Source organism: Paraburkholderia dioscoreae (assembly GCF_902459535.1).
GTDB lineage: Bacteria > Pseudomonadota > Gammaproteobacteria > Burkholderiales > Burkholderiaceae > Paraburkholderia > Paraburkholderia dioscoreae.
This window is the reverse complement of record NZ_LR699553.1, coordinates 3,288,244-3,303,338: the sequence shown is the minus strand read 5'-3', so window position 1 is coordinate 3,303,338 and position 15,095 is coordinate 3,288,244. Positions and strand designations below refer to the sequence as shown.

Below are 15,095 nucleotides of genomic sequence, written 5' to 3'. Positions count from 1 at the left end.
AGTTGGTGACGCGCCAGTCGAAGGCGCCGGTTCTGCCGGCGCGCTCCCCTGAATCGGCAACGCCTGACGGAGCGCCGCAGCGCATTGCGCTGCGGCGCTCCGTCGCTATGTGGGCGGCGTTGGGGGTTTTTGTTCTGACGGCGACGTCGGCCGTCTTTGCTTGTCTCGCGTGGCATCTGGGCACGTGGCAAGCGGTCCCGTTGACGCTCGCTGTGTGGGCGTGGCTCGCGCTTTGCGCGCTCCGGTATCAGCGCGCGCAACCCGTCGCGCTGAAAATCGGGCCGGACGGGTTGTCCGTCTGGGGCCGGACAGGTGCGCTGCTGGCGCAAGGGCGCATTGCCGGCTGTTCGCAGTGGAGCGGCCGCCTGCTGATTCTGGTGCTGATGCCGGAGCAGGGTTGTTCGCGCACTTTACTGTTCACCGCCGACGCCCTCCCGGCCCCCATTTTTCGCGAACTGGCAGTGCTGGGCCGACGTGGCGCCGGCGGCTGACTGTAACGACTGTAACCGCTGTTACCGGCGTAACGTGCCCGAATGACGGGAACGCTACAATGGTCCCCCGCCATGCGCCCTATAGTTAACGGATTTATCAGGTGAGCGAAAAAGAAATTGATCAGGTGCTGGTCGAGCGCGTCCAGAAGGGCGACAAGGCCGCGTTCGAGCTTCTGGTCTCCAAATACCACCGTAAGATTCTGCGCCTGATCTCGCGCCTCGTGAGGGATCCCGCCGAGGTGGAGGACGTCGCTCAGGACGCCTTTATCAAGGCGTACCGGGCGTTGCCGCAGTTTCGCGGCGAATCGGCCTTTTATACGTGGTTGTACCGGATTGCCGTCAACACGGCAAAGAACTACCTTGCGACCCAAGGGCGGCGCGCGCCGACCTCGACCGAAGCAGATGCTGAAGAAGCTGAAACTTTCTCGGACGCGGACCAACTAAGGGATATCAACACGCCTGAGTCGATGTTGATGAGCAAGCAGATCGCTGAGACGGTCAATGCTGCGATGGCGGTTTTACCGGAAGAGTTGCGCACCGCCATTACTCTTCGTGAAATTGAAGGTTTGAGCTACGAGGAAATCGCTGAGATGATGGGTTGCCCAATCGGCACGGTCAGATCACGAATTTTCCGCGCTCGCGAAGCCATTGCGGCAAAATTGCGTCCGTTACTTGACACACCTGAAGGCAAGCGCTGGTGAACGACCAGCCGGCCGGGCGGGGCGCGGGTGCAATATCTGGATTAGTGGTGTCACTACGGGGTATTTGTAAGATGGGGAGCATCATGGGGTCGGTCTCGATGCAATCGCAAGCCAGCTCGCGCGGCGAGCGTCTGTCCGCTTTTGTCGACGGTGAGCTGGTCGGCGAAGAGCATCTGAATCTGGACACGTTTATTTCCGGACTGGACGGCCAGGATCGCGCCGCCTGGTCGAGCTATCACCTGATCGGCGACGCCTTGCGTTCCGACGATCTGGCGGTCAGCCCGGCGGCGAGCAGCGCGTTCCTGAACGGTTTTGCCGCGCGCTTCGACAATGAGCCGCACGTGCTGGCGCCCGCCGCCATGCCGGTCGCACGCCGTTTGCTGGCGCTGCGCCGCCGTGTCGTGCCGGCCTTTGCCGTCGCAGCCGCGGCCGCCACGCTGACGTGGATCGTCGTGCCGCAACTGCAAGGCGTGCCAGGCGGCCCGGGCACGGCGCAACTCGCGTCGGTCCAGTCGCATGGCGACGCGCTGCAACGCGTGGCTATGGCTTCGGTGCCGGCGGCTACCGTGCAGCCGGTCGCGCAAGACGCCAACATTATTCGCGACGCCAGTCTCGACCAGTATCTGGAAGCTCACCAGCAATTCGCGCAACAACCGGTCATGCCGGGCTCGATGCCGCTGATTCGCGCTGCCGCTGTTTCTACGCAAGGCCAATAGTTTGATGCAGACTCCGCGGTTGAATAAAACGACTATCTGGGGGCGGCTGCCGGCATTTCTGTTCTGCGCAGCCGTATTGCTGTCCGCCACACCGCGGGTCTTTGCACAAACCGACGATCCGCTCGTCGCCCGTCGCGCGGCCGCGGATCTGCTCGATCGCATCCATCAGGCCGCGCAGCAGCAAAATTACGAGGGCGCGTTCGTCTACCAGCGCGGCAATTTCGTTCAAACGTCGCGGATCGCGCACTATGCCACGCGTTCGGACGGCGAATTCGAGCAGCTCGAAAGCCTCGACGGCAAGCCGCGCAAAATGCTGCGCCATAACGAAGAGCTCTACACGTTCGTGCCGGAGCGGCATCTGTGCGTTGTCGAGAAGCGCCAGAACAAGGACTCGTTCCCTGCGTTGCTGGCCGTGAGCGGCGAGCAGGTGCTGTCGGTCTACGAGCCCAAGCTGCTTGGCGACGACCGTGTCGCGGGTGTCGACAGCCAGGTGATCGAGCTCGACCCGAAAGACGCCTATCGCTTCGCCTACAAGCTGTGGGCCGACAAGAAAACCGGTCTCCTGCTGCGTGCCCAGACGCTCGACCCGAACGGTCAGGTGCTGGAGCAACTGTCGTTTTCGCAGATTCGCATCGGCGTGCCGGTGGACAAGGCCGGCATCGTCAACGGTATTCGTAATCTGGCGGGGTGGACCGTGGTCCATCCGCCGGTCGAGCCGGTCGACATGGCCGCGCAAGGCTGGCAGATCACGCCGACGGTGCCGGGTTTCCGCAAGATTCGTGAACTGCGCCGTCCTATGGCTGCGCGCGATCCGGGCCAGCCGACCATTCCGGTGGATCAGGCGGTGTTCTCGGACGGCCTCGCGGCCATCTCGGTGTTCGTCGAGCCGGTCGAGAACAACACGCGCAAGGAAGGCGCGGGCAGCAGCGGCGCAACGCACGTGCTCGTCAAGCGGCGCGGAGACTTCTGGATTACTCTGCTTGGTGAAGTGCCTCAGACCACATTGCAGCAATTTGCGTCTGCCATAGAATACAAAGCTCCGAAGTAATCCTCCGAATCCTGAATCCCTCGGCTTGCTACGATATGACGACTTTCTCGGTGCGCAAATTCCTCGCGGCCGCGGTGGTAGCGGCGTGTTTGCCGCTCGTGCCGCATATGGCGTCGGCCGCTCCCGCCGCCAATCTGCCCGACTTCACTGACCTGGTCGACAAGGTCGGCCCGGCGGTCGTCAACATTCGCACGACCACACGCGTGTCGAGCAGCGGTGCCCGCAGCGGTTTGCCGCCGGGCATGGACGACGGCGATATGTCGGAATTTTTCCGGCGCTTCTTCGGCATTCCGTTGCCGCAGTCGCCCCAATCGCCGGGTTCCCCGGGTTCGGGTTCACCCCGCGGCGGCGACAACGGCGGCAGTGGCGGCAGCCAGGACTCGCCGGACAACAGCGATCAGGAACAGAACAGCGGAGTCGGCTCGGGCTTTATCCTGTCGGCGGACGGTTACGTGATGACCAACGCGCACGTCATCGACGACGCGGACACCATTTACGTCACGCTCACCGACAAGCGCGAATTCAAGGCAAAGCTGATCGGCGTGGACGATCGCACCGACGTCGCCGTCGTGAAGATCAGTGCCGCCAATCTGCCGACCATTACGATCGGCGACTCGAACAAGGTTCGCGTGGGCGAGTGGGTGGTCGCGATCGGCTCGCCGTTCGGCCTGGAGAACACGGTGACGGCCGGCATCGTCAGCGCCAAGGGGCGCGACACGGGCGACTATCTGCCGTTCATCCAGACCGACGTGGCCGTCAATCCGGGCAACTCGGGCGGTCCGCTGATCAACATGCAGGGCGAGGTGATCGGCATCAACTCGCAGATCTACAGCCGCACCGGCGGTTTCATGGGCATTTCGTTCGCGATTCCGATCGACGAGGCCATGCGCGTGGCCGACCAGTTGAAGGCGTCGGGCAAGGTCGTGCGCGGCCGGATCGCCGTGGCGATCGGCGAAGTGACCAAAGACGTGGCCGACTCGCTTGGTTTGCCGAAGGCGCAAGGCGCGCTGGTCAGCAGCGTCGAACCGGGCGGCCCGGCGGATAAAGCCGGTGTGCAGCCGGGCGACATCATCCTGAAGTTCAACGGCCATTCGGTCGACACCGCAACGGACCTGCCGCGCATGGTCGGCGACACGAAGCCGGGCACCAAGTCGACGATCACGATCTGGCGCAAGGGCCAGACGCGCGATCTGCCGGTGACGATCGCCGAAATGCAGCCGGACAAGACGATCAAAGCGGATCAGAAGAAGCCGCCGGTGCCGAAGCAGCGCGCCACGAACGTGTTGGGTGTGGCCGTCAGCGACATCCCTGCCGATCAGCTGAAGGCGCTCAAGCTGCACAACGGCGTGCAGATCGACGCCGTGGACGGTCCGGCGGCGCGTGTCGGCCTGCAAAAGGGCGACATCATTCTGCGGGTGGGAGACACGGACATCACGAGCGCGAAGCAGTTCGACGACGTGAGTTCGCACCTCGATTCGCAGAAGATGGTCGCGCTGCTGGTTCGCCGCGGCGAGAACACGCAGTTCGTGCCGATCCGCCCGCGTAGCGTTCAGAAATGACGAAGGCGGCACCGCTCACGCTCTATGGGCGCGCGTGGTGCCATCTTTGCGACGACATGCGCGCCGCGCTCGCGCCTTTGCTGGCCGAATTCGGCGCTACTGTCGAGGTGGTCGACGTCGATACTGATCCCATGCTGGAAGCCCGTTACAACGAACAGGTGCCGGTTCTGGTCTGTGACGGCGTCGAACTGTGTCACTATCACCTCGACGCGGCGCGGGTTCGTGCCGCGCTCGCCGCCCGGGTCGCGGCAGCATCCTGAGCCTGGCTCAAGAAGGGCGCGAAGGCAGCATAAAAGGCTGCATAAAGGCTGCGTCATCCACACCAGGGTTTCACGCGTTTCCCGTCCATCAGAGTTGGCGCGTTAGCGCCTCACTCTGGTCCCATGCAAGATAGTCGCTGAGCCGTCTTTTCCGCCTGAGCTTCGCAAGATGCGCCGGGCGATAGCCTTTTCGGCTAAAATAGATAGGTTTTTCACCTACTTACAAGGCGTGCTCCGCTATTGTCCGAGCGCGCCTTTTTCGCTTGATCGGTACTGAATGGATCATATTCGTAACTTCTCGATCATTGCGCACATCGACCATGGCAAGTCGACGCTCGCCGATCGCATCATCCAGATCTGCGGCGGCCTGTCCGATCGCGAGATGGAATCTCAAGTGCTCGATTCGATGGATCTCGAACGCGAGCGCGGCATCACCATCAAGGCACAAACCGCCGCACTGACGTACAAGGCCCGTGACGGGCAAGTCTACAACCTGAACATGATCGACACGCCGGGCCACGTCGACTTCTCGTACGAAGTCAGCCGCTCGTTGTCCGCATGCGAAGGCGCGCTGCTGGTCGTCGACGCGAGCCAGGGCGTCGAAGCGCAAACCGTGGCCAACTGCTACACGGCAATCGAACTCGGCGTCGACGTGATTCCGGTACTGAACAAGATCGATCTGCCGGCTGCCAACCCCGAAAATGCGATCGCCGAAATCGAAGACGTGATCGGCATCGACGCAACCGACGCCACGCGCTGCAGCGCGAAGACGGGCCTCGGCGTCGAAGACGTGCTCGAAGCATTGGTCGCCAAAGTGCCGCCGCCCAAGGGCGATCCGGAAGCGCCGTTGCAGGCGCTGATCATCGACTCGTGGTTCGACAACTACGTTGGCGTCGTGATGCTGGTGCGTATCGTCAATGGCACGCTGCGTCCGAAAGACAAGATCCGCATGATGGCGACCGGCGCGCAGTATCCGGTCGAACATATCGGCGTGTTCACGCCGAAGTCGAAGAATCTCGAATCGCTGTCGGCTGGGCAGGTGGGCTTCATCATCGCCGGCATCAAGGAACTGGCCGCGGCGAAGGTGGGCGACACCGTCACGCTGGTGAACCGTCCGGCCGCCGAACCGCTGCCGGGCTTCAAGGAAGTGAAGCCGCAGGTGTTCGCCGGTCTCTATCCGGTCGAAGCGAACCAGTACGACGCGCTGCGCGATTCGCTGGAAAAGCTGAAGCTGAACGACGCCTCGCTGATGTACGAGCCGGAAGTGTCCCAGGCGCTCGGGTTCGGTTTCCGTTGCGGCTTCCTTGGTCTGCTGCACATGGAGATCGTGCAGGAGCGTCTGGAACGCGAATTCGACATGGACCTGATCACCACGGCGCCGACCGTGGTGTACGAAGTCCTGCAGCGCGACGGCACGACCATCATGGTCGAGAATCCGGCCAAGATGCCGGAGCCGTCCAAGATCGAAGAAGTGCGTGAGCCGATCGTCACCGTGAATCTGTATATGCCGCAGGACTATGTCGGCTCGGTGATCACGCTGTGCACGCAAAAGCGCGGCACGCAGATCAACATGCAGTACCACGGCCGCCAGGTCCAGTTGACCTATGAGATCCCGATGGGCGAAGTCGTGCTCGATTTCTTCGATCGCCTGAAGTCGATCTCGCGCGGCTATGCGTCGATGGATTACGAGTTCAAGGAATATCGCGCGGCAGACGTCGTGAAGGTCGACATGCTGATCAACGGCGACAAGGTGGACGCGTTGTCAGTCATCGTGCACCGTTCGCAAAGCCAGTATCGCGGCCGCGAAGTGGCGGCGAAAATGCGCGAACTGATTCCGCGTCAGATGTACGACGTGGCGATTCAGGCCACCATCGGTGCGAACATTATTGCGCGCGAAAACATTAAAGCGTTGCGTAAGAACGTGCTGGCAAAATGCTACGGCGGCGACATTTCTCGTAAGAAGAAGCTGCTGGAAAAGCAAAAGGCAGGCAAGAAGCGAATGAAGCAGGTGGGATCGGTCGAGATTCCGCAAGAGGCTTTCCTCGCCATTCTGCGTGTCGAAGACAAATAAGACGAACAACGGAACCCTATGAATTTTGCGCTGATTCTTTTTGTGCTCGTCATTTTGACGGGCGTCGCATGGGTCGCAGACAAACTGGTTTTCATGCCGCAACGGCGCCGCGCGGCGGAAGCCGCGGTCGCCGAGTTCGACCGCCAGCAGGCACGAATCGGCGAGCGTTTCGCCGACGAAAACGCGGCACAAACGCGTGCGCGTCTGCGTGACGACAAGCTGCGTCAACCGTGGTGGCTCGAATATTCTGCGAGCTTTTTCCCGGTGATTCTGGTGGTGTTCGTGGTGCGCTCGTTCGTGGTCGAGCCGTTCAAGATTCCTTCAGGCTCGATGGTGCCGACGCTGCTGGTGGGCGACTTCATCCTCGTCAATAAATTTGACTACGGCATCCGTCTGCCGATCAGCAACACCAAGATCACCGGAGGCCGTCCGCTCCAGCGCGGCGACGTGGTGGTGTTCCGCTACCCGAAAGACGAATCGGTGGACTACATCAAGCGTGTGATCGGCCTGCCGGGCGACACCGTCGCGTATCAGGACAAGCAGCTCACGATCAACGGCAAGCCGGTGCCTGAAACGCCGCTGCCCGATTATCTCGACGACGAGCGAATGGGCTACGCGAAGCAGTTCGAAGAAGATCTTGACGGCCGCAAGAACGCGATACTGAACAATCCCGCTGTGCCGCCGTTCATCGTCGGCGCGGAAGATTATCCGTACCGTGACAATTGCACGTACAACGCACGCGGCGTGATCTGCAAAGTGCCGCCGGGCAATTACTTCATGATGGGCGACAACCGCGATAACAGCGCGGATAGCCGGTACTGGGGTTTTGCGCCGGATGCCAATATCGTCGGCCGCGCGTTTTTTATCTGGATGAACTTCAGCAATCTGAAACGCATCGGCTCATTCAACTGAGTTCATATGCGTTGATTGCACGACACGCCGCGCGGTTGGGCTTCGGTTAACCCGAGGTTGACCGTTACAGAGGTCACACGAGCCGCGGCGTGTTGTCATGCTACTTTAAGATCCCGCGGTAACGTCGCTTCACCACGCTTTTTCCGCTGGCCGTCCCGCGTTGTCGCCGGGTCGGACGCCCGCGTTATACTCTGCCCATGCCCCTATCTCCGTTGGAAAGCCGTCTGCGCTATGAATTTCGCAATGCGGAATTGCTGCGCCAGGCTTTAACGCACCGCAGTCACAGTTCCACGCATAACGAACGGCTCGAGTTTCTTGGCGACTCCGTTCTGAATTGCGCGGTGGCTGCGCTTTTGTTCCAACGTTTCGGCAAACTGGACGAGGGCGATCTGTCGCGCGTCCGTGCCAATCTGGTCAAACAGCAGTCGCTTTACGAAATCGCTCAGGCCCTCAATATTTCCGAAGGCTTGCGGCTGGGCGAAGGCGAGTTGCGCAGCGGCGGCTTCCGCCGCCCCTCGATCCTCGCTGACACGCTCGAAGCCGTGCTAGGCGCGGTGTTCCTCGACGGCGGCTTCGAGGCCGCCCAGACGGTCATCAAGCGTCTTTACGTGCCGATTCTCGATCATATCGACCCGCGCACGCTCGGCAAGGACGCCAAGACGCTGCTCCAGGAATATTTGCAGGGTCACAAGATCGCGCTGCCTACTTATACGGTTGTGGCTACGCATGGTGCGGCGCACAATCAACAATTCGAAGTCGAATGCACGGTGCCGAAGCTGGACGTGAAAGTCTCCGGCTCCGGCGCGAGCCGGCGCGCTGCGGAGCAGGCGGCGGCCAAGAAAGCGCTCGACGAAGTGATGGCCGCGGCGCCCGCCATAGTCGGCAAACCCAAGCGCTCGAAAAGTGCCCGCGCGGCGAAGAACGTCGAGCCGGAGATCGTACCTGGCGTCACCGGCGTGCAAGCCGCGCTGGATTTGCGCAGCCCGGATCGCAAGAGCGAGCGTGGAGCAGGGCGCGGTGAACCCCGCGCAACGGCCACGGCGGAGTCCGCAAGCGAGCGCCCCACGCTGGGCGTCACAGCCGCACCGTTGGCTGTGATTCGCGCCGCGCATGTGGAATACAGCGGGCAGGACAAAGCCGAACGCGCCGATAAGGCCGAGAAAGCGGAGAAGACGGCCGCCCACGCGAGCGACAGGTCCACTGATAAAGCCGGAGCGGCAGCGGCGGATAAACCCGCCGAGAAGTCCGCCGAAAAACCCGATACAAAGCCTGTGGACGCGAGAACGGCCGAAACCAGAACGGCCGAAGCCAAACCGGAAGCCGCGGCCGCGCGCGGCGTCGACAAACTTCGCAACCGCGACGCCACACCCGGCGCAGCGGCGCCGACCGAACACGAACCCGGCGTAGCCGACGCGGTGCAAACGCGCGTCGCCGACGCGGGCCATTGATTGCCATCGGCGCGCCTATCGCGCGTGTCGATCTGAACTTGCCGTAGCCCGAATATGAACGCTCCCACTCCCACTGGTTTTCGCTGCGGCATGGTCGCGATCGTCGGCCGCCCCAACGTCGGCAAATCCACGCTGATGAACGCGCTGGTCGGCCAGAAAGTCAGTATCACGTCGCGCAAGGCGCAGACCACGCGCCATCGCATCACGGGCATTCATACGCTCGAAGACGCGCAATACATTTTTGTCGACACGCCTGGTTTTCAGACCAAGCACAGCGGCGCGCTGAACCGTTCGCTCAATCGCGCGGTCACGTCCACGCTGACTTCGGTGGATGCGATCCTGTTCGTGATCGAAGCCGGCCGCTTTGGCCCGGACGACCAGAAAGTGCTCGACCTGATTCCGCCGTCGGTGCCCACGCTGCTGATCGCGAACAAGCTCGATCGCGTGTCCGATAAGGACTCGCTGTTCCCGTTCATGCAGCAGGTCAGCGCGCTGCACAAGTTCGCCGAGATCGTGCCGCTGTCGGCGAAACATCCCGACGACATCAAGCGTCTGATGGCGACCGTCAAGCCGTTCCTGCCGGAAGGCGCGCCGATCTATGGCGAAGACGACCTGACCGATCGCAGCGAGCGCTTCCTGGCTGCGGAAATCCTGCGCGAGAAAGTGTTCCGCTGGACCGGCGACGAACTGCCCTACACGAGCACGGTGCTGATCGACAAGTTCGAAACCGAAGGGCGCCTGCGCCGCATCTTCGCGACCATCATGGTCGACCGCGACACGCACAAGGCAATGATCATCGGCCAGAAGGGTGCGAAGCTGAAGCAGATCAGCACCGAAGCGCGCCTCGACATGGAACGGCTGTTCGACGGTCCGGTGTATCTGGAAACCTTCATCAAGGTGAAGAGCGGCTGGGCCGACAACGAAGCCGGGCTCCGTGCGTATGGGTACGAATGACGCGTGGATGACGCTGAATTCCGACGCCGACCCGGACGACCCGGAGCCGGCCGCGCCGGCACGCGATTTGTCCAAACCCGCGTCCAAACCCGCTCGTAGCACCAGAAAATCTTCATCGACCAAAAGCGCCCAGGGCGCCGAAGGCGAGCCACGTAAAGCGCCGGGCCGCCGCGCGCCGCGCACCTCCGCGTCCGACTACCGGATCGCGGAGCAACCCGCATTCGTTCTCCACAGCTATCCGTATCGCGAGACCAGTCTGATCATCGACGTGCTCTCGCGCGATCACGGCCGCCTCGCGCTCGTCGCGAAGGGCGCGAAGCGTCCGCACTCCGCGCTGCGCGGCGTGTTGCAGACGTTCCAGCCGCTCGCGCTGTCATGGTCGGGCAAGTCCGAAGTGCGCACGCTGACCGGCGCCGAGTGGGTCGGCGGCATGTTGCCGCTGGCCGGCGACGCGCTCCTGTGCGGCTTCTATGTCAACGAACTGCTGGTCAAGTTCTGCGCGCGCGAAGACCCGCATCCGCAATTGTTCCACCACTACGTCGTCACGATGACGCGTCTCGCGCACGACGAGCCGCCCGTGCAGGTGCTGCGTTCGTTCGAGCGCGTGCTCCTGCGCGAAACCGGCTACGCGATGGCGCTGGACCGCACCGTCGCGCGCAAGGCGGTGCTGGCCGAAGGCCGCTACGTGTTCGACCCCGAGCGCGGCGTGCGCGAGGCTTCCGACGATCTGCCCGCGCAATGGCCGGTCATCGCCGGACAAACCTTGCTCGATATGGAACAGGACGACTACCATCGAGCGCAGACCGTGGCGCAAAGCAAAACGCTGATGCGCTTTCTGCTCAACACTTACCTTGGCGGCACGCCGCTCGCGACGCGCCAGATCCTGATCGACCTGCAGAACTTATGAGCTTCTTTCTTACGTCGCCGAATGTGATTGACCTGGGCGTGAACATCGATCACGTCGCCACGCTGCGCAACGCGCGCGGCACCTCGTATCCCGATCCGATCCGCGCCGCGCTGATGGCCGAAGAGGCCGGCGCCGACGTCATCACGCTGCATCTGCGTGAAGACCGGCGTCATATCGTCGACGCCGACGTGCGCAAGCTGCGTCCGCTCCTGAAGACGCGCATGAATCTCGAGTGCGCGGTCACGCAGGAAATGCTCGACATCGCCTGCGAAGTGCAGCCGCACGACGTCTGCCTCGTGCCGGAAAAGCGTCAGGAGCTGACGACGGAAGGCGGGCTCGACGTCGCCGGCCAGTTCGAAGCCGTGCGTGCCGCGTGCAGGCAACTCGCCGAAGCGAACTCGCGCGTGTCGCTCTTTATCGATCCGGACGAAGCGCAGATTCGCGCCGCGCACGAAGCCGCCGCGCCGGTGATCGAATTGCACACCGGGCGTTACGCCGAAGCCCACGATCCCGCCCAACAGCAGCGCGAGTTCGAGCGCGTGGTGCGCGCCGTCGAATTCGGCGCGAAGCTCGGCATCAAGGTCAACGCCGGCCACGGCCTGCACTATACGAACGTCCAGCAGATTGCCGCGATCGAGGGCATCGACGAATTGAATATCGGCCACGCGATCGTCGCGCACGCGATCTTCGCCGGCTGGGACAACGCGGTGCGCGAGATGAAGGCGATCATGGTCGCCGCGCGTCTCGGCGCGCGCTCCTGACGCAACCTGAGGCGGCGATCTCGCGTATGGCGATCTACGGCATCGGTACGGATATTGTTCAGGTCAGCCGCGTGGCCGCGGTCATGACGCGCACCCATGGCCGCTTCGCCGAAAAGGTGCTCGGTCCGGACGAACTGCGCGTCTATCACGCGCGGCACGCCCGCTCGGCGGCGCGTGGGCTCGCGTTTCTCGCCACCCGCTTCTCGGCGAAGGAAGCGTTCTCGAAAGCGATCGGCCTCGGCATGCGCTGGCCGATGACGTGGCGTGCGCTGCAAACGCTCAACAAGCCGAGCGGCGAACCGATGGTGGTCGCGTCCGGCGAACTGGCCGAATGGCTCGACGCGCGCGGCATCACGGCGCGCGTCACTGTCAGCGACGAGCGTGATTACGCGGTGTCGTTCGTGATCGCGGAAACGGTGGAGACGGCGCCATCAACGCAAGCAGCGGCCCTCGGCGCCGCCAGATAAAAAATACTTTGAACGCGGTGCACGCCGGCCGCGTCTTCTTTTGCTTCAGGCTTTTTTCCAGCGGAAATCGATGAAAACCATTCCCGGACCGGTGATGCTCGACGTGGTCGGCAAAACGCTGAACGACGACGACAAGCGCCGCCTTGCCCATCCCATGACCGGCGGTGTGATCCTGTTCGCGCGCCACTACGAGAGCCGCGCGCAACTGATCGCGTTGACCGATTCGATTCGCGCGATCCGTGAGGATCTGCTGATCGCCGTCGATCATGAAGGCGGGCGCGTGCAGCGTTTTCGCACCGACGGCTTCACCGTGCTGCCGGCAATGGGCAAGCTCGGCACGTTGTGGGACAGCGATGTATTGCACGCCACCAAAGTGACGACGGCTGTCGGCTACATTCTCGCGGCGGAGTTGCGCGCGTGCGGTATCGACATGAGCTTTACGCCGGTGCTCGACCTGAACTACGGGCAGTCGCAGGTGATCGGCGACCGCTCGTTCCACCGCGATCCGCGCGTGGTGACCCTGCTCGCGAAGAGCCTCAACCACGGACTTGCGCTGGCCGGCATGAGCAATTGCGGCAAGCACTTTCCGGGGCACGGTTTCGCGCGGGCGGATTCGCATGTCGCCATGCCGGTCGACGACCGTTCGCTCGACGAAATCCTGCGCGATGATACCGCGCCGTACGACTGGCTCGGTTTGTCGCTGGGATCGGTCATTCCCGCCCACGTGGTTTATCCGAAGGTCGATTCGAAGCCGGCGGGTTTCTCGCGCGTGTGGCTGCAGGAGATTTTGCGCAACAAGCTGCGCTTCGAGGGCGCGATTTTCAGCGACGATCTTTCCATGGAAGCCGCGCGCCAGGGCGGCACGCTGACCGAGGGCGCCACCGCCGCGCTGCAAGCCGGCTGCGACATGGTGCTGATCTGCAATCAGCCGGACGAAGCAGAGAAGGTGCTGGAAGCGCTGCGCTTCAGGCCGTCGAAGGAATCGCAGCGCCGGCTCAAACGCATGCGGCCGCGCGGTAAAGCTTTGAAGTGGAGCAAGCTGGTCGCCGAGCCGCAATACCTGCAGGCGCAAGCGCTGCTACGGAGCGCGTTCGCCTGAGTCGCTGCGGCGACAGACAGGCGGGCGGGTAGGCAGGAAAAACGGCACCTTGAAACGAAGGTGCCGTTTTTTAACCATGCGAGGCTGGAGCCTCAAGCCGGCCCGGCCAGCACTCAGTTCAAGCGCATGCGTTGCAGCTTGTTGTACAGCGTCTTCGGACTGATGCCGAGCAGCGACGCCGCCCGGTGACGCGTACCGCCGACCGCATCCAGCGTGGCGCGAATCAGCATTTCCTCGACGTCCGCGAGCGGCGTGCCCACCGTGACCTGCACGCGGCTGCCGTTCAGATCGCGGCCGTTCGCCGAGCCCGCCTCGTCGGCGCGCAGCGACTCCAGCACGTCGCCGGACGCCTGATACGCGCGCCGCACGCGGTCGTGCAACTCGCGCACATTGCCCGGCCATTCATACGCGAGGCACTCGCGCAGAAAGTTCGGCCCGACCTGCTTGGCGGCCTCCAGCGTGCCGCGCGTGGTTCCTTCGTGATTCAACTCGTCGACGATTGCCTGGGCGATCAACGCCGGATCTTCGCCGCGCTCCCGCAGAGGCGGCAGCGTCACGGCGGCCGCTTCGAGGCGCAGCGCGAGATCCTCGTGCAGACTGCCGTCGGCCACCGCCGCGCGCGGCACCTTGCGCGTCGAGGCGATCAGCCGGAAGTCAGTCACGACCTGATTCGTGCCGCCGACGCGCATGAAGGTCTGCGAATCGAGCGCACGCAATAGCGCTTCCTGCTGGTCGCGCGGCAATTCGGCGATTTCGTCGATGAACAGCGTACCGCCGCTCGCCTGTTCGAACAGGCCCGGCTCGCGCTGCTCGGCGCCGCTAAACGCGCCGCGTTCGTGGCCGAACATCAGGCTGTCGAGCGAGCGATTCGCACCCAGGTTGCCGGCGGTCCGGCAATCGAACGTGACGAACGGCCCTTTGCGGCGCCGGCTCATGTCGTGCATGGTGCGCGCCGCCATCTGCTTGCCGGTGCCGACCTCGCCGGAAATCAGCACGGCGGCTTCAGTCGGCGCGATGTGCTCGATCGTGTCGTACACATGCTGGATCGCGCTGCTTCGGCCGAGCATGGAACCGAAACGTCCAAGCTGCCGCAGCGATGCGCGCAGCGTCTGCACTTCTTCGGTCAGTTCGTACGGGCGTGGAATGCGCGCGAGCAGACTGCGCAAACGGGGAATGTTGACCGGCTTCAGAAGGTAGTCCCAGATGCCGTGCCGTAAACCTTCAATGGCGCTTTCCACCGTCGCATTACCCGTCATCACGATCACGGGCAAATCTCCGCCGGGCGGATGAGCGGGCAGATGTTGCAGCAGATCGAGCCCGCTGCCGTCCGGCAGATTCAGGTCGACGAGTACGACATCGGGAATGAACCGCGTCAATGCGGCCCGGGCCTCCGCGAGGGTAGTCGCCGTGTCGACGGAGAAGCCGTCGGCGGCGAGGATGGCGGACAGGCCTGACAGGCTATTGGGATCGTCTTCAACAATCAGGGCGTGTGGCATGGCGAGCGCAATTTTTAGATGGATGGAATACCCAACGCGCTGCGCCGATACATTGGCGCGCGCCACGGGCGCGATGCTGGCCGGTACTGTCGAGCGAATCAGCGCCACGCGCGCAGCCTTCGCTTGCGCGGTGCAGGAGCGGCCGCACTGCGTAGGCTGGCCGTGCGGCGCGTCCAACACCAGGCAGGCGGCGATTCGATTCAAG

15 protein-coding genes are annotated in these 15,095 nt (G+C 63.2%); 14 read left to right on the top strand and 1 reads right to left on the bottom strand.

Annotated elements, in window-relative coordinates:
- The first annotated feature begins 5 nt into the window (after positions 1–5).
- The 14 genes from PDMSB3_RS14760 (at position 6) to nagZ (ending at position 13,394) form a co-directional block, all read left to right on the top strand.
- Complete coding sequence (locus PDMSB3_RS14760; RefSeq protein ID WP_327197018.1) at positions 6–491, top strand: hypothetical protein; 486 nt, start codon at positions 6–8, stop codon at positions 489–491.
- A gap of 101 nt (positions 492–592) precedes the next feature.
- Complete coding sequence (gene rpoE / locus PDMSB3_RS14755; RefSeq protein ID WP_006051939.1) at positions 593–1,192, top strand: RNA polymerase sigma factor RpoE; 600 nt, start codon at positions 593–595, stop codon at positions 1,190–1,192.
- Positions 1,193–1,275: 83 nt separating this feature from the next.
- A complete protein-coding gene (locus PDMSB3_RS14750; protein ID WP_165186738.1) occupies positions 1,276–1,908 on the top strand; it encodes a sigma-E factor negative regulatory protein in 633 nt (210 codons plus the stop codon).
- A 4-nt stretch (positions 1,909–1,912) separates the two neighbouring features.
- The gene (locus PDMSB3_RS14745) at positions 1,913–2,956 is read left to right on the top strand and encodes a MucB/RseB C-terminal domain-containing protein (protein WP_165186736.1); all 1,044 of its coding nucleotides are present in this window, start codon (positions 1,913–1,915) and stop codon (positions 2,954–2,956) included.
- Positions 2,957–2,991: 35 nt separating this feature from the next.
- Positions 2,992–4,515 (top strand): DegQ family serine endoprotease, encoded by a 1,524-nt coding sequence (locus PDMSB3_RS14740; RefSeq protein WP_007180976.1) that lies wholly within the window; start codon positions 2,992–2,994, stop codon positions 4,513–4,515.
- Positions 4,512–4,775, top strand: a complete 264-nt coding sequence (locus PDMSB3_RS14735) for a glutaredoxin family protein (protein ID WP_007180977.1) — start codon at positions 4,512–4,514, stop codon at positions 4,773–4,775. Before PDMSB3_RS14740 ends, PDMSB3_RS14735 begins: the two co-directional genes overlap by 4 nt.
- 277 nt (positions 4,776–5,052) lie before the next feature.
- Positions 5,053–6,846 (top strand): translation elongation factor 4, encoded by a 1,794-nt coding sequence (gene lepA, locus PDMSB3_RS14730; RefSeq protein WP_007180978.1) that lies wholly within the window; start codon positions 5,053–5,055, stop codon positions 6,844–6,846.
- Positions 6,847–6,864: 18 nt separating this feature from the next.
- On the top strand, positions 6,865–7,758 hold the full coding sequence (lepB, locus tag PDMSB3_RS14725; RefSeq protein WP_165186733.1) for a signal peptidase I: 894 nt from the start codon (positions 6,865–6,867) through the stop codon (positions 7,756–7,758).
- 197 nt (positions 7,759–7,955) lie between these two features.
- Positions 7,956–9,206 (top strand): ribonuclease III, encoded by a 1,251-nt coding sequence (gene rnc / locus PDMSB3_RS14720; protein ID WP_007180980.1) that lies wholly within the window; start codon positions 7,956–7,958, stop codon positions 9,204–9,206.
- 54 nt (positions 9,207–9,260) lie between these two features.
- On the top strand, positions 9,261–10,160 hold the full coding sequence (gene era, locus PDMSB3_RS14715; protein WP_051058999.1) for a GTPase Era: 900 nt from the start codon (positions 9,261–9,263) through the stop codon (positions 10,158–10,160).
- A complete protein-coding gene (gene recO / locus PDMSB3_RS14710) occupies positions 10,147–11,067 on the top strand; it encodes a DNA repair protein RecO (protein ID WP_165186730.1) in 921 nt (306 codons plus the stop codon). Before era ends, recO begins: the two co-directional genes overlap by 14 nt.
- Positions 11,064–11,828, top strand: a complete 765-nt coding sequence (gene pdxJ, locus PDMSB3_RS14705) for a pyridoxine 5'-phosphate synthase (RefSeq protein ID WP_007180983.1) — start codon at positions 11,064–11,066, stop codon at positions 11,826–11,828. Before recO ends, pdxJ begins: the two co-directional genes overlap by 4 nt.
- A gap of 26 nt (positions 11,829–11,854) precedes the next feature.
- Positions 11,855–12,295: a holo-ACP synthase gene (acpS, locus tag PDMSB3_RS14700; protein ID WP_007180984.1), complete on the top strand. Its 441-nt coding sequence runs from the start codon at positions 11,855–11,857 to the stop codon at positions 12,293–12,295.
- A 70-nt stretch (positions 12,296–12,365) separates the two neighbouring features.
- Positions 12,366–13,394, top strand: coding sequence for a beta-N-acetylhexosaminidase (gene nagZ / locus PDMSB3_RS14695; RefSeq protein WP_165186728.1), 1,029 nt, complete (start codon positions 12,366–12,368; stop codon positions 13,392–13,394).
- Between the two features lie 113 nt (positions 13,395–13,507).
- Here nagZ and PDMSB3_RS14690 read toward each other — a convergent pair whose 3' ends face one another.
- On the bottom strand, positions 13,508–14,890 hold the full coding sequence (locus tag PDMSB3_RS14690) for a sigma-54-dependent transcriptional regulator (protein ID WP_035518527.1): 1,383 nt from the start codon (positions 14,888–14,890) through the stop codon (positions 13,508–13,510).
- Between the last annotated feature and the right edge of the window lie 205 nt (positions 14,891–15,095).